The organism is Paracoccus sp. S3-43 (genome assembly GCF_029027965.1).
In the GTDB taxonomy this organism is placed as follows: domain Bacteria; phylum Pseudomonadota; class Alphaproteobacteria; order Rhodobacterales; family Rhodobacteraceae; genus Paracoccus.
The window spans coordinates 1202342-1221412 of sequence record NZ_CP119082.1 but is presented as its reverse complement, the minus strand read 5'-3'; the positions used below and the strand labels follow the sequence as shown (position 1 = coordinate 1221412).

Annotated in this window: 14 protein-coding genes; 13 read left to right on the top strand and 1 reads right to left on the bottom strand. The window is 65.2% G+C overall.

Annotated features, from left to right (window positions below):
* Window positions 1-143 precede the first annotated feature (143 nt).
* The 5 genes from PXD02_RS06250 to PXD02_RS06230 all read left to right on the top strand — a co-directional run bounded on the left by PXD02_RS06250 (window position 144) and on the right by PXD02_RS06230 (window position 6481).
* Window positions 144-3635 carry a toprim domain-containing protein gene (locus tag PXD02_RS06250; protein WP_275105978.1) on the top strand — a complete coding sequence of 1164 codons (3492 nt, stop codon included), beginning with the start codon at window positions 144-146 and terminating at the stop codon, window positions 3633-3635.
* Window positions 3632-4159, top strand: a complete 528-nt coding sequence (locus PXD02_RS06245) for a hypothetical protein (protein ID WP_145110059.1) — start codon at window positions 3632-3634, stop codon at window positions 4157-4159. The genes PXD02_RS06250 and PXD02_RS06245 overlap by 4 nt, the downstream gene beginning before the upstream one ends.
* Entirely contained in the window at window positions 4156-4365 is a 210-nt protein-coding gene (locus PXD02_RS06240; protein WP_473092059.1) for a hypothetical protein, read from the top strand. Before PXD02_RS06245 ends, PXD02_RS06240 begins: the two co-directional genes overlap by 4 nt.
* Complete coding sequence (locus PXD02_RS06235; RefSeq protein WP_271884838.1) at window positions 4358-4738, top strand: DUF6362 family protein; 381 nt, start codon at window positions 4358-4360, stop codon at window positions 4736-4738. The genes PXD02_RS06240 and PXD02_RS06235 overlap by 8 nt, the downstream gene beginning before the upstream one ends.
* 429 nt (window positions 4739-5167) lie before the next feature.
* Complete coding sequence (locus tag PXD02_RS06230; protein ID WP_244961060.1) at window positions 5168-6481, top strand: terminase gpA endonuclease subunit; 1314 nt, start codon at window positions 5168-5170, stop codon at window positions 6479-6481.
* A gap of 254 nt (window positions 6482-6735) precedes the next feature.
* Here the strand turns inward: PXD02_RS06230 and PXD02_RS06225 are convergent, their stop codons facing one another.
* Window positions 6736-7485, bottom strand: a complete 750-nt coding sequence (locus PXD02_RS06225; protein WP_275105977.1) for a TetR/AcrR family transcriptional regulator — start codon at window positions 7483-7485, stop codon at window positions 6736-6738.
* Window positions 7486-7621: 136 nt separating this feature from the next.
* Here PXD02_RS06225 and PXD02_RS06220 point away from each other — a divergent pair, with 136 nt between their 5' ends.
* From PXD02_RS06220 to fabI, 8 genes are all read left to right on the top strand, one after another.
* Window positions 7622-8689, top strand: coding sequence for an HlyD family secretion protein (locus PXD02_RS06220; protein WP_097031790.1), 1068 nt, complete (start codon window positions 7622-7624; stop codon window positions 8687-8689).
* Window positions 8686-11424: a ribosome-associated ATPase/putative transporter RbbA gene (rbbA, locus tag PXD02_RS06215; RefSeq protein WP_036707940.1), complete on the top strand. Its 2739-nt coding sequence runs from the start codon at window positions 8686-8688 to the stop codon at window positions 11422-11424. Before PXD02_RS06220 ends, rbbA begins: the two co-directional genes overlap by 4 nt.
* 7 nt (window positions 11425-11431) lie before the next feature.
* Window positions 11432-12544 carry an ABC transporter permease gene (locus PXD02_RS06210; protein ID WP_035745648.1) on the top strand — a complete coding sequence of 371 codons (1113 nt, stop codon included), beginning with the start codon at window positions 11432-11434 and terminating at the stop codon, window positions 12542-12544.
* Window positions 12545-12549: 5 nt separating this feature from the next.
* Window positions 12550-13629: an alpha/beta hydrolase gene (locus PXD02_RS06205; RefSeq protein ID WP_036707944.1), complete on the top strand. Its 1080-nt coding sequence runs from the start codon at window positions 12550-12552 to the stop codon at window positions 13627-13629.
* Window positions 13630-13947: 318 nt separating this feature from the next.
* Entirely contained in the window at window positions 13948-15705 is a 1758-nt protein-coding gene (locus tag PXD02_RS06200) for a PHA/PHB synthase family protein (protein ID WP_051693716.1), read from the top strand.
* 4 nt (window positions 15706-15709) lie between these two features.
* Window positions 15710-17104, top strand: a complete 1395-nt coding sequence (locus PXD02_RS06195; RefSeq protein ID WP_275105976.1) for a bifunctional enoyl-CoA hydratase/phosphate acetyltransferase — start codon at window positions 15710-15712, stop codon at window positions 17102-17104.
* Window positions 17101-18270: an acetate/propionate family kinase gene (locus PXD02_RS06190; RefSeq protein ID WP_275105975.1), complete on the top strand. Its 1170-nt coding sequence runs from the start codon at window positions 17101-17103 to the stop codon at window positions 18268-18270. Before PXD02_RS06195 ends, PXD02_RS06190 begins: the two co-directional genes overlap by 4 nt.
* A complete protein-coding gene (gene fabI, locus PXD02_RS06185) occupies window positions 18267-19031 on the top strand; it encodes an enoyl-ACP reductase FabI (RefSeq protein ID WP_035745640.1) in 765 nt (254 codons plus the stop codon). The genes PXD02_RS06190 and fabI overlap by 4 nt, the downstream gene beginning before the upstream one ends.
* The last annotated feature ends 40 nt before the right edge of the window (window positions 19032-19071 follow it).

Below are 19071 nucleotides of genomic sequence, written 5' to 3'. Positions count from 1 at the left end.
GATGCGCGGCAGAACCGAGGGCAACGACGCCCTTCAACCGGTTCCGCAGCCCCCGTGTCCCCCCGTCTCCGCCAACCCCTCCGCACTGCCGCTGCGGCCCTCCGGCCAACTGGCGTGCGTGCTCCCGTTTCGCGGGGCCGGCGATGAGCGGGCGGGACTGGCGGGCCTTCGATGCCGAGCTGCGCGCCCGCGTGCCGGAGCTGGCGGTGGAGCTTCTGGGCAAGCCGACCTTCCGCGCGGGGCAGGAATGGCGCTGGGGCCGCAAGGGCAGCCTCTCGGTCGTCGTCGGGGGCGCGCGGGCGGGGATGTGGTTCGACCACGAGGAAGGTCGGGGCGGCTGGTTCTCGGATCTCGTCGGCCGCGATCTCGGCATGGCGCGCGACGATGCGACCGACTGGATCGCCGACCGGATCGGTATGGCGGCGCTGCCACGGCCGACTCGTCAGCGATCGACACCAGGCGCAATGCGCGCAAACAATCCGGGCGAGCCGCCAACGGCACCGGCCACGGCGCCGCCCGAGAGCAACCCCGATGACGATGCCGCGCCCGCGCCGAACCGCGCGGACGAGGCCGCCGAGCGCGCGGCCCGGATTTGGACCAGCGCCGGTCCCGCCCCGGCCGACCACCCCTATCTCGTCGCCAAGCAGGCAGAGCCGCTCGCCCTGCGCATGGACGTGGGCCGCCGCCTCATCGTTCCGCTGCAGGACATCGACGGCCGGATCCACAGTCTCGAGACCATCGCGCCGGACGGGGCCAAGCGTTTCCTGGCCGGCGGCGCGAAGAAGGGGCATTTCGCGGTGGTGGGTGCGGACCCCCGGCCGCTTAAGGAGCCCACAAGCCCCGTCCTGATCTGCGAGGGCTGGGCCACGGGTGCGAGCCTGCACATCGCCACGGGCCACATTGTCATTGCCGCCATGGATGCCGGCAACCTGATGCCCGTCGCCGAGGCGCTGCGGGCGCGCTTTCCGGCGGCCGACCTCGTCCTCGTCGCCGACAACGACGCGAAGCCCGACCGCGACAGCAATCCCGGTGTCGAGGCGGCCCGCAAGGTCGCGCTCGCGGTCGACGGCCGTCTTGCCGTGCCCGACAGCCCTGGCGACGCCAACGACCTTTTTTGCGCAGAGGGGCCGGACGCCGTTGCGGCGCTCGTCGCCGGTGCGGCCCGGATCCCGCCGCCACCGCCGACCTATCCGGCGCCGGTCCGGACGCCCGACGAGGCCCGCGCCAGCCTTGCCGAGGCCATCGCCGGCTTCATGGCCGCGATCCCGGACTACTGGGCCGCCGTCGAGGCGGCGCAGGAGGAGGCGACGAATCCCGACGCCGACCGCGACCCGCTGGATTTCAACATCGTGGCGCGGGCGGCGCTGCCGCCGCTCCTCGGCCTGCCGGTCGATGTGGGCCTCGGCAAGACCTCGAGCGCGCGCGCCGCCATCGCCGAGCTGATCGCCGCAGGCGGGCTTGGGCAACGCAAGGTCGTCTATGCCGTCCCACGCCACGATCTCGGCGCCGATCAGGTCACGGAGCTCAAAGCGCTCGGCCTCAGCGCCATGCTCTGGAAGGGCCGTACCGCACCCGATCCGACCGACGACAATCCCGACCGGCTGATGTGCCTCGACACGGAGGCCACCTTCGACGCGCTCGAGATCGAGCACCCGGTCGAACAGAGCTGCTGCAAGGTCAAGAACGGGGCGGAACTGCTGCTCTGCCCCTGGTTCCACGAGTGCGGCTACCAGCGCCAGAAGCCGCTGGCGCAGGCGGCGCAGGTGATCGTCTGCGCCCATGACAGCCTTTTCCACATGAAGCCGCAGGCCATCGGCGAAGTCGGGCTCCTCGTCATCGACGAGGGCTTCTGGCAGTCGGGTCTGCGCGGTCTCGACGGCAAGGCGACGCTCACGCAGGACGGGCTGGAGCCCGGCCGCACCTCGGTCACCTGCTACACCGGCAAGGGAAAGATGGATGTCGGCGCCACCGCCGACCTGGTCGCCGCGCGCGAGCGCCTCTGCAAGGCGCTGCGTGTCACCGAGCCCGGTCCGCTGCGTCTGGGCCTGCTGGAAGCCGTCGGTCTCACGCCGGACGACTGCCGCCACGCCGCGACGCTGGAACGCCGCCGGATGCGCGACGCGGGCCTCCGTCCGGGCATGTCGCCGGTCGAGCGGCGCAAGCGCATCGAGGCGGTCCTGCTGCCCGCGGGCGAGCCGTGGGCCCCGCCCGGGCGCTGCGCCACGCTCTGGCTGATCCTCGCCGAGGCACTGGACAACGGCCATGACGCGGCCGGCGCGGAGCTCGTGCACGAGATGACCGACGCCGGTTCCGTCCGCGCCCTGCGCCTGCGCTGGCGCAGCCGCATGCGGACCGGCTGGGCGGCCGCAGCGCCGATCCTGCATCTCGACGCGACGCTGCGCCCGGAACTCGTCCAAACCTACCTGCCGCGGTTGCGTCTAGGCACGCCCGTCGCCGCGCGCCAGCCCCATGTCCGCGTCCTCCAGGTCACCGGCAGCCCGACCTCGGCTCGCGCCCTGACGCCCTCGGCCGATGCGCCCGAGCGGGACCGCAAGGCCGCCGCGAGCCGTCTGCGCGATCTCCGCGCCTGGATCGAGCTCCGGGCCCGCCAGTGCCATCGCCCCGGACAGGCCATCGATCTGCTGATCGTTGGGCAGAAGGCAGCCATCGATGCGCTCAGGTCGGCCGGGCTGCCGCCGCGTGTGGAAGCGGTGCATTTCAACGCGCTGAGCGGGCTCGACCGCTGGGGCGGGATCGGCGGCATGGTGATCCTCGGCCGCACTTTGCCTGCGCCTCACACGGTCGAACTGATCGCCATGGCGCTGACCGGCCGGATGCCCGCACCGAACCCGGAGGACGCGGGCTGGTGGTATCCCATGGTCGAACGCCGCGTGCGGCTCGCTGGCGACCGGACCGCGCCGCTCGCGATGGAGGAACATGCCGATCCCATCGCCGAGGCGGTGCGCTGGAGCATCTGCGAGGGCGAGCTGATCCAGGCGATGGGCCGTGGGCGCGGTGTCAACCGCACCGCCGCCACTCCGCTCGAGATCGACCTGCTCACGGACGTGGTCCTGCCGATCACGGTGGATGCGCTGGTGCCGTGGTCCGAGCTCCGGCCGACCCGGCGCGACCTGATGGCGCTGACCGGCATCGTGCTCGAGAACGCCGCCGACATGGCGGCTTGCTTTCCGGAGCTCTGGCCAACCCGCGAGGCCGCGAAGAAGGACGGCCAGAGGAAGGGGACAAATGACTATTATAGAGACCTCTATAATAGCAGATTGTCCCCTTCCTCTGCGGAAGTGACCTACCGCCCGACAGGTGCTGGCCATCGCACCCGGACCGCTCGCGCCGATCTCACCCGCATCCCTGATCCGGAAGCCTGGCTCACCAACCGCCTCGGGCCACTCGCCAGCTTCGAGCTGACGGTGTGCAACAGCGATGCATCAGAGGCCAATGGTCCGTCAAGCGCCGTGCGTCTCGACGCCCTCGCATCCCGTCTGACCGCCAGCATGCAGGCCGTCCTCGTCGCGCGCCGCGCCGCCCTCGATGTGCTCTCGGCACGGCTGGAGGCGGCGAAGCCCGTCGCCCCGACGCGATCCGTTCACCCCAAACCCACAGAGGAGATAGACGCATGATGTTCGACCGGATGCGCCTTTACGACGCCGGCCGCTTCCATGACACGGAACTGCCCGACTGGTATCGCGAGGCCCAACGCCTCAGCCAGGCGGAACGCATCGATTGGCATTGCGCCCTCGAGCGTGTGCTCGATTGCGAATACACGCTGCTGACGGAGGACTGCACGGCCAGCGCCGGCCTCGAAATCCGCTTCTGGCCGAGCGAGATGAACGGCATCCTTGTCCTGATCGAGGACCCCCTCGGGCTCGTCGAGCAGGTCGTCATCCTGAACCCGACCGACTGGCTGCCGTTCCTCTCGAAATACCTCGCACCCCTGATCGCAACCTCGACGCAGAGCGCCGTGCTGCAGATGCAGAGCAAGATCGCCAATACCCTGATCGCTTGGGCGCGCCACGGCGAAGGCAGCCATGTCGATCGCGAGACGGGATTGAGCCGGATTGATCTCGACAACGACCGGAACCGGCGCCGGGCCGAACAGGTCCGTCAGGCCATGGCAAAAGGCGGCAAGGGGTCCGCCGCATGACCGGGATGCGGCTCATGCCGAACGGCTACGGCGGTCGGCGCCGCGATCCCGAGCAGGTCAAGCGCGAGGGCTGGCGGGAACAGGGCGTCCTCGCGGTCTCTGCCGATGACGACCGCCTCACCTGGCCCGAGCGTGAAGTGGTCCGCCAACTGGGCGAAAAGCTCTACGGCCCGCGCCCTTCCGACAGGGAGGCGCGTCATGGCTGATCGCGAATGGACCGCCGACTGCGTCGCCGATCATTTCGAAGAGGCGTTCAGCACGCTGCGCAAGCTGCCGCCGGTGAAGGCGCAGGGCTACTTCAACACTTGGCCCGACATCGTGCGGACGAGCCGCGAGATCGCGGCGATGGAGCCGCAGCCGATGCGGGTCTGGCCCTCGGCCGCCGCGATCACCCGGCTCGAGCAGACCTTCGACTGGGTGCTCTGGATCGAGGAGGCAGAGCGCAAGCTGGTCTGGTCGCGCGCGGCCCGGGTGCCGTGGAAGCAGATCAGCGGGGAACTTGGCTGCGACCGCACCACCGCCTGGCGGCGCTGGCAGCTGGCGCTGACCAAGATTGCTGCGCGGCTGAATGCGCAGTGACTCCAAGGTGTTGCAACACTTTTTCCTTCGACATCTGCAACATGATCGTGCTATTCCGAAGGCAAGATGGGGAGAGTGCGCTGGAAAGCCCGCTCTCCCCTTTGCGTTGACGGGGGCCCTCTGGACCCCGGCTTCCAGCGAGGGTCCGGCCGGGGTCCACCCCACGGCAGTTTCCGGTTCCTTCCTGGCGATATTCGTATGCTGGCGGGCGAAGCTCGGCATTTCGCCAGCGACAGGGCCAGATTTTTGGGAAGCCACCGGAGTCCAGCGTCCAGCCGCGACGCCAAGAAACCCTCGTGAATTCAAGCATCTGACCGGCCGCGCGGGGTGGATACCCCGCGGATGCCGGAGTCCAGCCGGAAGCCGGCGGACCCCATCGCGCCGGAGTCCAGCCCAGCGGATGCCGACCTATCATCGACAGGAACCTGCATGAACCTCGCCTTCGCCCCCGAGCGGATCGAGATGTGGCCGCTTGCGCGCCTCCAACCCTACGCGAAGAACGCGAAGGTGCACGGGCCCGACCAGGTCGCAAAAATCGCCGCCAGCATGGCCGAGTTCGGCTGGACCGTGCCCTGCCTCGTCGGCGATGACGGCGAACTGATAGCGGGCCATGGCCGGGTGCTGGCCGCGACGCAGCTCGGGCTGACCGAAGCGCCGGTGATCGTGCTCGGGCACCGGACGGTGCGCACGCCCTACATGCGCGAGATCATGGACCGGCTGTCGGCCGGCGACACGATGCAGCGGATCGTGTTCATGAAGGCCGCGCAGGTCGGGGCGACCGAGGCGGGCAACAACTGGATCGGCTTTGCGATCCACCAGGCACCGGGCCCGATGCTTGCGGTCCAGCCGACGGTGGAACTTGCCAAGCGCAACTCACGCCAGCGGATCGACCCGCTGATCGACGAGAGCCCCGAGCTGCGGGAGCGGGTCAAACCGGCCCGGTCGCGAGATGCGGGCAATACGATGCTGTCGAAGGAGTTCGCGGGTGGCATCCTGATCATGACCGGGGCCAATTCGGCGGTCGGGCTGCGGTCCACCCCGGCGCGGTACATCTTCCTCGACGAGGTCGATGCCTATCCCGCCTCGGCCGACGAGGAAGGCGATCCGGTCACGTTGGCCGAGGCACGGTCGCTGACCTTCGCCCATCGGCGCAAGGTGCTGCTGGTGTCGACGCCCACCATCCGGGGGCTGAGCCGGATCGAACGGGAATACGAGGTGAGCGACCAGCGCCGGTACTTCGTGCCGTGCCCGCATTGCGGCGCGATGCAATGGCTGAAGTTCGACCGGCTGCGCTGGCAGAAGGGTAAGCCGGAAACGGCGGAATATCACTGCGAGGGCTGCGACGCGGCAATCACGGAACACCACAAGACGGCGATGCTGGAAGGCGGCGAGTGGCGGGCGACCGCCACGGCCGCCGATCCGACCACGGTCGGGTATCACCTCTCGGCGCTCTATTCGCCGATCGGCTGGCTGAGCTGGGAGCGGATCGTTCGGGCATGGGACGCAGCTCAGGGGTCGGACGAGGCGATCAAGGCGTTCCGCAACACCATCCTAGGCGAGACATGGGTCGAGACCGGGAAAGCGCCCGACTGGCGGCAGCAGGAGACCAACAGCGCGCCATCCCCGCGAACAGGCACGGAAGCTGTTTCCGAGTCGGGATTTCCATTGATCGGGAAAATGGAAGCACTCGCCCATCCGCAGGGCCTTCGATGGGGGCCTCTGCAAATGTTGACCAGGTGTTGACAAGAATTTCAAAAGCAAAAACCCGACGGTTTAAGTCGGGCTCCAACATTTTGATATCGTTGATTTGTTTGGTGCGGGGGCGCGCTACCTACGAGACCGACACTCGATCCAAGCGGCCATCTGACCGACCGTATATAGCCGCCTGAAAGCACCTGAGGCGTCCGATCAATCGTGTTGAAATCTCCGCACGAAACGCGGAAATCCCAACATGACTTATACAGGATCGCAGTTGGCAAGCTGACTTGGATAGTGGTCTAGATGGGACGCCAGCCGAATACCCCATCTGAACAACCAGGCAGCATTGCGTTCATCAGGGCGGTTTGCAGCATCTGTCGCTGATCCGCCTCGGGGATAGCCAGCAAATCCGCAGGCCCGAAAATCGCACGATGGGTCACGAAACCGCTGAGAAGGCTAAGCGCGAAATGCGCCCGTCCCGGATCCGCATGGCCAAACGCCCTGCTTAGAGGCAGGGCTAGTGACGTGCCAAAGAATTGCGCAATGATCGCCCGCGCCTCGCTGCAGAGGCTGGACTGTGTCAGTAAATGAAGCGGCCTGACATCTTCTACCTTGCGCGGATCACGCAGGAAGGCCAGATCGCAGATCCGGTTGATCATGGTCGCGCCATCGAGGTCCCCTGCGGCGATGTCATCGAGGGGCGCAAGCGCCAGCAAGGCCTGACGGAATATCTCGGCCTTCGACCCGAAGGCGCGATGGACATAGGCCACATCGACCCCAGCCGCGGCGGCGATGTCGCGCAGGCTGGTGTCGGAATAGGGCATCCGCGCGAAAAGCAGCATCGCCGATGCAAGAATGCGTTCTTTCCCGGTTGCCTGCCCCGGCATGCGGTCGGTCGAGTTGGCTGAGTTGAGCGTCCTTGGCATGGGTGGCTTGTGTTCGTCCGGTGGCTTCGACGCGAAGAAACTGAAAATGCTGCCCCGGAGCAGAGGTGCGGCAAGGTGCAGCCCACACCGGGTCGTGTTGTTTAGCTGGTTTTTCAACAGCAAACAACCAGCAGCCGCTTTTGCGCGACAATACAGGTTTTTACCCTGTCATCGAGCGTTGACAACAGGGGAGCGTAGGGCGAAAACCGCATCGGGACATGCGCGAAGCATCCATCAGCACAGCAATCAGAGGCAGATCATGGCAAAGCCCGGCAGAAACACCATTATTCTGGGCGGCCTGGCCGTTGTCGCCGTGCTTGGCTGGCTGGCCTGGGACCGGCTGCAACCCGCCGGTCTGCCGGCGGGTTTTGCCAGCGCCAATGGCCGGATCGAGGCGACCGAGGTGGATATCGCGGCGCTCACCGGCGGCCGAATCGCCGAAATCACCGCTGCCGAAGGTGACATGGTCAGCGCAGGCGATGTGCTGGTGCAGATGGACGTGGTGCAGCTGAACGCACAAAAACGTCAGGCCGAAGCGCAGCTTGCCCGCGCCGAAATCGGCGTCGAGACAGCAAGGGCGCTGGTCGCTCAGGCCGAGGCACAAGAGCGCGCGGCCCGGGCCGCGGTTGATCAGGCAGGCTCGGTTGCCGATGCCGCGTCGCGCAGGCTTGAACGCTCTGAGCAGCTTGCAAAGACCAGTGCGATCTCGCAGCAGGTGCTGGATGATGACCGCGCCCGGGACGCCCAGGCCCGCGCCGGTGTGGCCTCGGCCGAAGCCAGCCATGCGGCAGCGCTGGCGGGGGTCAGCAGCGCGCAGGCGCAGGTGGTCGATGCAAGTGCGGCCGTCGAGGCGGCAAAGGCGTCGATTGATGCGATCCAGGCCTCTCTGGACGACGCCACGCTGAAAGCGCCGCGCACGGGCCGGATCCAGTATCGCATCGCACAAGAGGGCGAGATTGTCGGCTCTGGCGGGCGGATCCTCAGCCTTGTCGATCTGGGCGATGTCTATATGACGGTTTTTCTGCCGACATCGCAGGTCGGCCGGGTGCAGGTCGGATCAGAGGTGCGCCTTGTCATGGATGCGGCGCGGGAATTCGTGATCCCGGCCACGGTTTCCTATGTTGCCGATGTGGCGCAGTTCACGCCAAAGACGGTCGAGACCGCCGATGAGCGCGAAAAGCTGATGTTCCGCGTCCGTGCCCGCATCGACCCCGAGCTGCTGTCGCGGCATATCGAATATGTCAAAACCGGCCTGCCGGGCATGGCCTATCTGCGGCTTGATCCGGATGCCGCCTGGCCTGACTTTCTTTCCAATGTCGCGAAATGACCGGCTCAGTTGCCGGGGTCTCCGGCCTGACGCTGCGCTATGGCAAGGTCACGGCGCTTGACAATGTGACGCTGGAGATCCCTGAGGGGCGCATGGTCGGGCTGATCGGGCCAGACGGGGTCGGAAAGTCCAGCCTTCTGTCGCTGCTGGCCGGGGCACGTGTGATCCAGCAGGGCAAGGTCGAGGTTCTGGGCGGCGATATGCGCGATGTGGCGCATCGCAACCGCGTCTGCCCCCGCACCGCCTATATGCCGCAGGGTCTGGGCAAGAACCTCTACCCGACGCTTTCGGTCGAAGAGAACCTTGATTTCTTCGGCTCGCTTTTCGGTCATGACAAGGCCGAACGCGAGCGGCGGATTACCGATCTGCTGGCTGCGACCGGCATGACGCCGTTCCGGTCGCGCCCGGCGTCAAAGCTGTCGGGCGGCATGAAGCAAAAGCTGGGTCTGTGCTGCGCGCTGATCCATGATCCCGATTTCCTGATTCTTGACGAGCCGACCACCGGCGTCGATCCGCTGTCGCGCCGCCAGTTCTGGGATCTGATCGACCGCATCCGCGCGACACGGCCGGGGATGAGCGTGATCACCGCCACCGCCTATATGGAAGAGGCCGCGCGCTTCGACTGGCTGGTTGCGATGAATGCGGGCCGGGTGCTGGCCACCGGCACCACCAACGATCTGCTGTCGCGGACCGGGGCCGACACGCTTGATGCAGCCTTCATCGCGCTTTTGCCCGAAGAAGACCGGGGCGAAGACAGTGCCGTGGTGATCCCGCCGCGGACCACCGATGACAGCGATATCGCCATCGAGGCCGAGGGGCTGACGCAGCGCTTTGGCGATTTCGTGGCGGTCGATAATGTTTCCTTCCGCATCCCTAGGGGTGAGATTTTCGGCTTTCTGGGTTCGAACGGCTGCGGCAAGACGACGACGATGAAGATGCTCACCGGGCTTCTGGAGCCGAGTGAGGGCCGGGCAAAGCTTTTCGGCCATGAGGTCGATGCAAGCGATCTGTCGGTGCGCCGCCGGGTCGGGTTCATGTCGCAGGCCTTCTCGCTCTATTCCGAGCTGACGGTGCGTCAGAACCTTGATCTGCACGCGCGGCTTTTCGATATGGCGGCCGAGAAGATCCCCGCCAGGGTTGACGAGATGATCGCCCGGTTCGATCTGGGCGACGTGACCGACAGCCTGCCCGAGGCGTTGCCGCTGGGTATCCGCCAGCGGCTTTCGCTGGCGGTGGCGATGATCCATGCGCCCGAGATCCTGATCCTTGACGAGCCGACCTCGGGGGTGGACCCGGTGGCGCGCAACGGCTTCTGGCGCATTCTGGCGGAACTATCGCGCAAGGATGGCGTGACGATCTTTGTCTCGACCCATTTCATGAACGAGGCGGAATGGTGCGACCGCATCAGCCTGATGCATGCGGGCAAGGTGCTGGTCTCGGACACCGCCGAGGGGATCACGAAAGCCAAAGGTTGCGCCACGCTGGAAGACGCGTTCATCGCCTATCTTGAAGAGGCGATTGGCGAGACGGCACCCGCCCCCGCCGCTGCGCCCGAGGCCGCGCCCGAGGCCCCCGCAGCCGGGGTGACCCATCACGCGCAGCAATCCGGCTTCAGCCTGCGGCGACTGCTTAGCTATTCGCAGCTGGAAAGCCTGCAATTGCAGCGCGATCCGATCCGGCTGACCATGGCGTTGGTCGGCAGCCTTCTTCTGATGATCGTGGTGGGGCTGGGCATCAACATGGATGTCGAGGATCTGACCTTCGCCGCCCTTGACCGCGACCAGACCACCACCAGCCGCAATTATATCGCCGATATTGCGGGATCGCGCTATTTCATCGAACAGCCGGCCCTGACAAGTTACGACGAGATCGACGCAAGAATGCGCTCGGGCGAGCTGGCGCTGGCGATCGAGATCCCGCCCGGCTTTGCCGCCGATATCGCGGCAGGCAGGGATGTGCAGGTCGGGGCCTGGTTCGACGGCGCCAACCCCAGCCGCGCCAATACGGTGCAGGGCTATGTGCAGGGCATGCATGCCGACTGGATCACACGTCAGGCGCGTCAGCTTTACGGTGACAAGGCGAGCGGCGGCAGTTTCGAACTGGTGACCCGATACCGCTACAACCCCGACGTGCGCAGCCTGAATGCGATGGTCCCGGCGATCATCCCGCTGCTTTTGCTGATGATCCCGGCGATCCTGACCACGCTTTCGGTCGCGCGTGAACGCGAACTGGGCTCGATCATCAATTTCTACGTCACGCCGGTGACGCGGCTGGAATTTCTGCTTGGCAAACAGCTGCCCTATATCGCGCTGGCCATGCTGAATTTCTTCCTGATGATGGCCATGGCGGTCACATTCTTCGCAGTGCCCTTCAACGGCAGTTTTCTGGGCTTTACCCTTTCGGCGCTGATCTATGTCACCGCGACCACGGCGCTTGGTTTTCTGGTGTCGGTCTTCATCGCAAGTCAGGTCGCGGCGCTGTTCGCGACCGCCATGCTGACGATGATCCCGGCGGTCAGCTATTCGGGTTTGATCTACCCGGTCTCTTCGCTGTCGGGTTTTGGCCGGGTTCTGGGCGAGATCTACCCCTCGACCTGGTTTATCACCGCCGCGCGGGGGGCTTTCTCCAAGGCCTTCGGAATGGCGGAACTGGCCGGGCCGATGCTGGCCATGGGCATCGCCATTCCGGTGATTATCGGGCTGGCGGCGGCCTTCCTGGAAAAACAGGCGAAGTGAGGGGCGGATGAACCTGCGCAACACCTTCAATCTGGGCGTCAAGGAATTGCGCGGGCTCTGGCGCGATCCGGTGATGCTGGTGCTGATCGTCTATTCCTTTTCGCTCTCGATCTGGACCTCTGCGAACGTCTCGCCCGAGGCGCTGACGAATGCCGCGATCTCGATCGTGGATGAGGATCAGTCGCATCTCTCCGCCCGCATCACCTCGGCCTTTTATCCGCCCTATTTTGTCGAGCCGCAGATGACCACGACGGCCGAGATGGATCGGCGGATGGATCAGGGGCTGGATACTTTTGCGCTGAACATCCCACCGGATTTCGCGCGCGATGTGCTGGCCGGAAAAAACCCGGCGATCCAGCTGAATATCGACGCGACAAGGATGAGCCAGGCCTTCACCGGCGGCGGCTATATCCAGCAGATCGTGTCCTCCGAGGTTTCGGAATATGTGGCGGGCTACCGGGCCGAGACCGCGCTGCCGGTCGATCTGGCGCTCCGCGCGCGGTATAATCCCTCGCTGGATCCGAAGTGGTTCGGCGCGATTTCCGCCGTGATCCGGTCGATCACCATGCTGTCGCTGGTGCTGACCGGCGCGGCGCTGATCCGCGAAAAGGAACATGGCACGGTCGAGCACCTGCTGGTCATGCCCGTCACCACGACCGAGATCATGTTTTCCAAGATCTGGTCGATGGGGCTGGTGGTGCTGCTGGGGTCGATCTTTTCGCTAAGTGTTGTGGTGCAGGCGCTGATGGCGGTTCCGGTGCAGGGCTCGGTCGTGCTGTTTCTTGCGGGCGCGGTGCTGATGGTTTTCGCCATGACGGGGCTTGGAATTTTCCTTGCCACCATCGCCGGGTCGATGCCGCAATTCGCGCTTTTGCTGATGATGGCGCTTTTGCCGCTGCAGGTGCTGTCAGGCGCGATGACGCCGCGGGAATCCATGCCAGAGATCATCCAGACCATCATGCTTGCAGCCCCCAACACGCATTTCATCATCCTCTCGCAGGGCATCTTGTTCCGAGGTGCGGGGCTTGACGTGGTCTGGCCCCAGTTCGCGGCGCTGGCGGCGATCGGGGTGGCGCTGTTCTGGGTGGCACTGATACGATTCAAGAAATTCCTGCGGTAAGGCATATGTTGGGCCGCCTGCTTCTGATCCTGACGCTTGCGCTTGCAGGCTGCGCTGCGCGTCCGGGGCCGGAAGTTCTGGCCCCCGATGCCGGTGCCCTGCCCGAGGGCGCCCGCCTTGTCCGGGTGCTGACCATGACCACCCGCGCGCCCGAGGCAAATCTGCCGGGGGCCTTTGGCGACTCTCGCTCCATCCGGCCAAGCTGGCTGGAATACGAGGTCTCGGTGCCGCCTGGCCATCGGCCGGGAAAGATTGAATGGCCGGATCGCAATGGCAGCAGCGCCGACCGGAATTTCGTGATGCGCAGCCGGCAGACGCTTAGCCGTGACGCCTTTGCAAAGCGTCTCTCGCGCGAGGGGGTCGGGCTTTATGTCCACGGCTTCAACACCCGCTTTCATGAGGCCTTGTTCCGTACCGCGCAGCTTTCGGTCGATGCGCATATCGAGGAAAAGCCCGTCCTTTTTACATGGCCCTCGGCAGGCTATCCGGGCGCCTATCTGGCTGATCGTGACGCGTCTGACTTTTCCCGCGCGGCGCTTGCCGATCTGCTGCGGCTTTTGACAAAGGGTCGGTCCGCTTCCGACGCGGTGCCGGTGCTGGCTCACAGCATGGGCGCGCGGCTGACGATGGAGACGCTGGTGCAACTGCGTCTTGCCGGGCGGGACGATGTGCTGGACCGGATCGAGGTCATCCTTGCCGCCCCGGATATTGATATCGATCTTTTCCGCGCCCAGATGGTCAGCCTTGGGCCGATGAAGCATCCCATCACGGTGCTCGTCTCCTCGGACGATCTGGCGCTGAAACTGTCGTCGCGGCTTTCGGCACGTCGGATACGGCTTGGGCTTGTCGATGTGCGTGATCCGGCGGTCCAGCGCCTGGCGGTCGCGACCGGAATACGGATCGTGGATATTACCGATATTCCGACCGATGATCCCGCCCACAGCCGCTATGTCGGCCTGCTTTCCGGCGAGGCCGGGGCTGTGGTTGAAAACACCCTTTTCGGTGAGGTACGCTTGGCTGGGGCCTTTGTCTTCAATCAGGTCGGCGGTGTCTTCACTGGCATCGGTGATGTGCTGGCGGATTGAGGCCGCGGCCTTGGCCCGGCGTTGGTGCCAGCGGCATTGGCCGGGTCATGGCCTCGACGTCGCGCCGTTTTGCCGGTAATCGTCCATGATGATCAGGGCAGGGACAGGGGATTCCGTGTCCGCCGCCGGACGCCGATGCTTTGCCTGTTCAGTCCGGGGGCGGCTGTTTCGGCGGTTTGACGGCGCTTTACGACATGTCGTCGGCATCGGGCCTTGGGCGCAATGCCTATGTTCAAGAAAAATCTTGAACTCTTTGATTTCGATCAACACTCGTTGATAGTTCTGTGCTAACTTCCGCCGGTAAATTGGAGACGCGACATGGCCCTTACTCCCAAATCAGATGGCTCGGGTGCAACCGGCGATGAAAGCCTTGGCATCGAGGCTTTTCAGGCCGTTGACCGCATACGAGAGGCGCTCTCGGGACAGCTCAGCGGCGGGGTCTCGCCCGGCTCGCTGATGATGGCCTATGTCGACTGGGCCTTTCATCTGGCGCAGGCACCGGGCAAGCAGATGGAACTGGGCGTCAAGGCGGGCCGCAAATGGCAGCGTCTCATGGCGCATCTGATGGCCTCGGCGATGGATCCGCAGGCCGCGCCGGTCATCACGCCCTTGCCGGGCGACCGCCGTTTCGCCGGTGAAGCCTGGGCGAAACCGCCCTTCAGCTGGATGTCGCAGGCTTTCCTGCTGCAGCAGCAATGGCTGCATAACGTCACCCATGAGGTTCCGGGCGTGACGAAGCACCACGAGGATGTGGTGTCTTTTGCCGCGAAACAGATCCTTGATGTCTGTGCGCCTTCGAACAACCCTTTTACCAATCCCGAGGTTGTGGCACGGACCTGGGCTACCGGAGGCATGAACCTTGTGAAGGGCTGGCAGAACTGGCTGCAGGACGTCGTCCGCCAGATCCGGCAGGAGCCGCCAGAGGGTGTCGAGGCCTTTACACCGGGTCGCGATGTGGCGGTGACGCCGGGCAAGGTAATCTTCCGCAACCACCTGATCGAACTGATCCAGTATACGCCCACGACAGAAACCGTGCACCCCGAGCCGGTGCTGATCGTTCCGGCCTGGATCATGAAATACTATATCCTCGACCTCAGCCCGGAGAATTCACTGATCCGCTGGCTGGTGGCGCAGGGCCACACGGTTTTCGCCATTTCCTGGCGCAATCCGGGTGCAGAGGATCGTGATCTGACGCTGGAGGATTATCGCCGGCTGGGCGTGATGGCCGCGTTGGATGAGATCACCCGTCTAATGCCCGATCAGAAAATCCACGCCACCGGCTATTGTCTGGGTGGCACTTTGCTGTCGATCGCGGCGGCTGCCATGGCGGGGAAGGGGGACGCGCGTCTCGCCTCGCTGACGCTGCTTGCCGCGCAGGTCGATTTCGCCGAACCGGGCGAGCTTGCGTTGTTCATCGACCCAAGCCAGCTGCATCTTCTTGAAAGCATGATGTGGAACCGCGGCTATCTCTCTGCCGATCAGATGGCGGGGGCGTTTCAGCTTTTGCGCTCGAATGACCTCATCTGGTCCCGGATGGTGCGCGATTACATGATGGGCGAGCGGACGGCGATGAATGATCTCATGGCCTGGAATGCCGACAGCACCCGGATGCCCTATCGGATGCATGCCGAATATCTGCGCAGGCTTTATCTGAATAATGAGCTTTCTTCGGGACGCTTCACCGCCGGGGGCAAGACAGTTCTGTTGCAGAACATCCGGGTGCCGATCTTTGCCGTCGGGACCGAGCGCGATCATGTCGCACCCTGGAAGTCGGTCTACAAAATCCACCAGTTCACCGATTGCGAGGTGACTTTCGCGCTGACGTCGGGCGGGCATAATGCGGGGATCGTCTCTCCTCCCGGTCACCCGCGCCGCCGCTACCGGCTGGCGACCCGCGCCCATGACGACGCGCTTTTGCCGCCCGAGACCTGGGTCGAGGCCAATCCTGCAACCGAGGGTTCGTGGTGGACGCCCTGGCAGGCCTGGCTTGCCGCGCGTTCGGGTGCCCCCGCCGCGCCGCCCGCAATGGGCAACGCGCTGGCAGATGCGCCCGGCACATATGTTTTCCAGAGGTGACAAGATGACCGGCACTCTGACCAACTATCTGTTTCACCAGATGAAAATCGGCGACCGCGCCAGTCTTGTCCGCCACGTCGGTCCCAAGGATATTGAATTGTTCGCCGCTGTTTCCGGCGACGCCAACCCCGCGCATCTGGATGCCGGTTTCGCCGCCCATGGGCCGTTTGGCCATGTCGTGGTGCACGGCATGTGGACTGCGGCGCTGATTTCGGCGGTGCTGGGCACCCGCCTGCCGGGGCCGGGGACGATCTATCTCGACCAGCAGATCCGCTTTAACAAGCCGGTTTCGCCAGGCGATACCATCACCGCCGAAGTTGAAGTGGCCGAGCTGATCGAGGGCAAGAACCGTGTCCGCCTGACGACCACCGCCCGCAATCAGCGGGGCGAGGTGGTGCTTTCGGGCGAGGCGCTGGTGCTGGCCCCGGTCGAGCAGGTGACCTGGGTGCCGGGTGACCTTCCCGAGGCGGTGGTCTTGCCGAAGGGGCGCTGGCAGGGCTTTGTCGAAGAGGCCCGCGCATTGCCCCCGGTGCGGGCGGCGGTGGTGCATCCCTGTTCGAAATCCGCGATCCTTGGCGCGATCGAGGTGCGCGACGAAGGCCTGCTTGACCCGATCCTGATCGGTCCCGGCGGAAAGATTCGCGCGGCGGCCGCCGAGGCCGGGGTCTCGCTTGACGGCTTCCGGATCGAGGAGACAGAGCACAGCCATGCAGCGGCGGCGCGGGCGGTGGAACTGGCGGCCTGTGGCAACGTCCAGGTGCTGGTCAAGGGCAGCCTGCATTCCGATGAACTGCTTGCGGCGGTGGTTTCGAAAAGCGGCGGCCTGCGCACCGAACGCCGGATCAGCCATGTCTATGCGATGGATGTGCCCGCCTATCGCAAGCCGGTGATCGTCACCGATGCCGCGATCAATATCGCACCGACATTGGAGCATAAGCGCGACATCTGCCAGAATGCCGTCGATCTGATGCGGCTTCTGGGGCGCGATCAGCCGAAGGTCGCGGTGCTGGCGGCGGTCGAGACGGTGAACGCGACGATGCCCGCCACGCTGGATGCCGCCGCGCTGACGGTGATGGCGGCTCGAGGCCAGATCACGGGCGCGCTGGTTGACGGGCCGCTGGCCTTCGACAATGCGATCAGCCCCGAGGCGGTGGCGACGAAGGGCATCGTCTCGCAGGTGGCGGGCGAGGCCGATATTCTTCTGGTGCCGGATCTCGAGGCCGGGAACATGCTTGCCAAACAGCTGATCTATTTCGCGGGCGCCACGGCCGCGGGGCTGGTTCTGGGCGCACGGGTGCCAATCGTTCTGACAAGCCGGGCGGATCCTTTATCGGCCCGCATCGCCTCGGCTGCGCTGGCCAAGCTGGTCGCGGTCCGCAAAGCGGAGGGGAAGGCGTGACCCGCGATCTGATCCTGACATTCAACACCGGATCCTCGACTATCAAGCTGGGGTTTTACGCACTGGAGGCCGCCGCGCCGCGCCCGCTGGCGTCGGGCGTGATCGATTTCCGCGATGAGCCTTTCGAAGTGCGCCTGACGCGCGAGGGCAAGACCTTTTCAGGCCCGATCACAGCGGATCCCGGCGATCTGACAGCCGTGCTGAACCAGGCTTTTGCCTGGCTGGCCGGGCATTTCAATCTTTCGCGCCTTGCGGTGATCGGCCATCGGGTTGTGCATGGCGGCGATGTCTTCACAGGACCAGTCCGGATCACCGATCAGGTGATCGCGCAGATCGACGCGCTGGCGCGGCTTGCGCCGCTGCATCAGCCGCAAAGCCTTGCGCTGATCCGGGCGATGCGGGGGCTTTACCCCGATGTGCCACAGACAGCCTCTTTCGACACGGCGTTTCATGCCACCAACCCGCCCCTGATCCGCCGCTTTGCCCTGCCGCGCGCGCTTTATGATCAGGGGATCAAGCGCTATGGCTTTCATGGTCTCTCCTACCGCTATATCGCCGGGCAACTGGGCGATCTGGCCACCGATGCAAAGGTGGTCGCCGCACATCTGGGCAGCGGCGCAAGCCTTTGTGCGATCCGGGGCGGCAAGAGCATCGACAGCTCGATGGGGTTTTCGACGCTGGACGGCATCCCGATGGCGACGCGTTCGGGTGCGCTGGACCCCGGCGTGATCCTGCATCTGATGGGCGAAATGGGGCAAAGCCTGAAACAGGTCGAGACCATGCTCTATCGTGAAAGCGGCCTTCTGGGCGTGTCGGGTTTCGAGGCTGACAGCCGCGAGCTGATGGCCAGCACGCGCCCAGAGGCTGCCGAGGCGATCGACCTCTTTTGCCTGCGCATCGCGGGCGAGGTGGCACGGTTGGCGACCAGCATGGGCGGGATCGATGCGCTGGTCTTCACGGCAGGAATCGGCGAGCATCAGCCCGGTATCCGCGCCCGTGTCGCCGCGCGGCTGGCCTGGCTTGGGGCAGAGCTTGACCCCGATGCCAATGAAGCAGGGTCGCGCAGGATCAGCACCGCCGCCAGCCGGGTGCAGCTTCTTGTCATTCCGACCGATGAGGAAAGCATCATCGCCCAGGAGGCCGTCAGCGAAGAGGCAGCGACATGATTGATCTGAAAGGCAAACGCGGCCTCGTGGTTGGCGTGGCGAATGAGGCCAGCATCGCCGCCGGTTGCGCCAGGGCCTTTCGCGCGGCGGGGGCAGAGCTGGCGCTGACCTTTCTTAATGAAAAGGCCCGGCCATGGGTCGAACCCGTGGCGCAGGAAGTGGGTGCGCCGCTGTTCCTTCCTTGCGATGTGCGTGAACCCGGCCAGTTGGAAGCCGTGTTTGACCGCATTACCGCTGAATGGGGGCGGCTTGATTTTCTGCTTCATGCCATCGCCTTCGCCCCGCGCGAGGATCTGCACACCAGCGTTGTCAACGCTTCGGCCGAAGGTTTTGCGACGGCGATGGATATCTCTTGCCACTCCTTCCTGCGCATGGCGCGGCTGGCGCGGCCTTTGATGCAGGCGGGTGGTTCGCTGATCACGGTCAGCTTTTACGGCGCGGATCGGGTGGTCGAGAATTACAACCTCATGGGTCCGGTAAAGGCCGCGCTGGAGGCTTCGGTCCGCTATGCGGCGGCCGATCTGGCGGGCGAAGGGATTCGTGCCTTTTCGCTTTCAACCGGTCCGGTCAAGACCCGCGCCGCCTCGGGGATCGACCGGTTCGATGCGCTGATGGATAAGATTCGCGCCCGTACGCCTGCGGGAAAACTGGTAAGCATCGAAGAGATCGGTACGCTGGCGGCCTTTCTGGCAACCGAGGCCGCAAGTCCCATGAGCGGATCGGTGGTCTATGCCGATAACGGATTTCACACCACCGCCTGAGGCAGGCGCGGGGCCCCGCCCTTGACCGGAAGGCGGATCC

What these genes read in the sequence shown, in the direction of transcription:
- PXD02_RS06205 (WP_036707944.1), top strand. Translation starts at nt 12,550, where the DNA reads ATGTTGGGCCGCCTGCTTCTGATCCTGACGCTTGCGCTTGCAGGCTGC.
- PXD02_RS06220 (WP_097031790.1), top strand. Translation starts at nt 7,622, where the DNA reads ATGGCAAAGCCCGGCAGAAACACCATTATTCTGGGCGGCCTGGCCGTT.
- PXD02_RS06210 (WP_035745648.1), top strand. Translation starts at nt 11,432, where the DNA reads ATGAACCTGCGCAACACCTTCAATCTGGGCGTCAAGGAATTGCGCGGG.
- rbbA (WP_036707940.1), top strand. Translation starts at nt 8,686, where the DNA reads ATGACCGGCTCAGTTGCCGGGGTCTCCGGCCTGACGCTGCGCTATGGC.
- PXD02_RS06230 (WP_244961060.1), top strand. Translation starts at nt 5,168, where the DNA reads ATGAACCTCGCCTTCGCCCCCGAGCGGATCGAGATGTGGCCGCTTGCG.
- fabI (WP_035745640.1), top strand. Translation starts at nt 18,267, where the DNA reads ATGATTGATCTGAAAGGCAAACGCGGCCTCGTGGTTGGCGTGGCGAAT.
- PXD02_RS06250 (WP_275105978.1), top strand. Translation starts at nt 144, where the DNA reads ATGAGCGGGCGGGACTGGCGGGCCTTCGATGCCGAGCTGCGCGCCCGC.
- PXD02_RS06195 (WP_275105976.1), top strand. Translation starts at nt 15,710, where the DNA reads ATGACCGGCACTCTGACCAACTATCTGTTTCACCAGATGAAAATCGGC.
- PXD02_RS06200 (WP_051693716.1), top strand. Translation starts at nt 13,948, where the DNA reads ATGGCCCTTACTCCCAAATCAGATGGCTCGGGTGCAACCGGCGATGAA.
- PXD02_RS06235 (WP_271884838.1), top strand. Translation starts at nt 4,358, where the DNA reads ATGGCTGATCGCGAATGGACCGCCGACTGCGTCGCCGATCATTTCGAA.
- PXD02_RS06240 (WP_473092059.1), top strand. Translation starts at nt 4,156, where the DNA reads ATGACCGGGATGCGGCTCATGCCGAACGGCTACGGCGGTCGGCGCCGC.
- PXD02_RS06245 (WP_145110059.1), top strand. Translation starts at nt 3,632, where the DNA reads ATGATGTTCGACCGGATGCGCCTTTACGACGCCGGCCGCTTCCATGAC.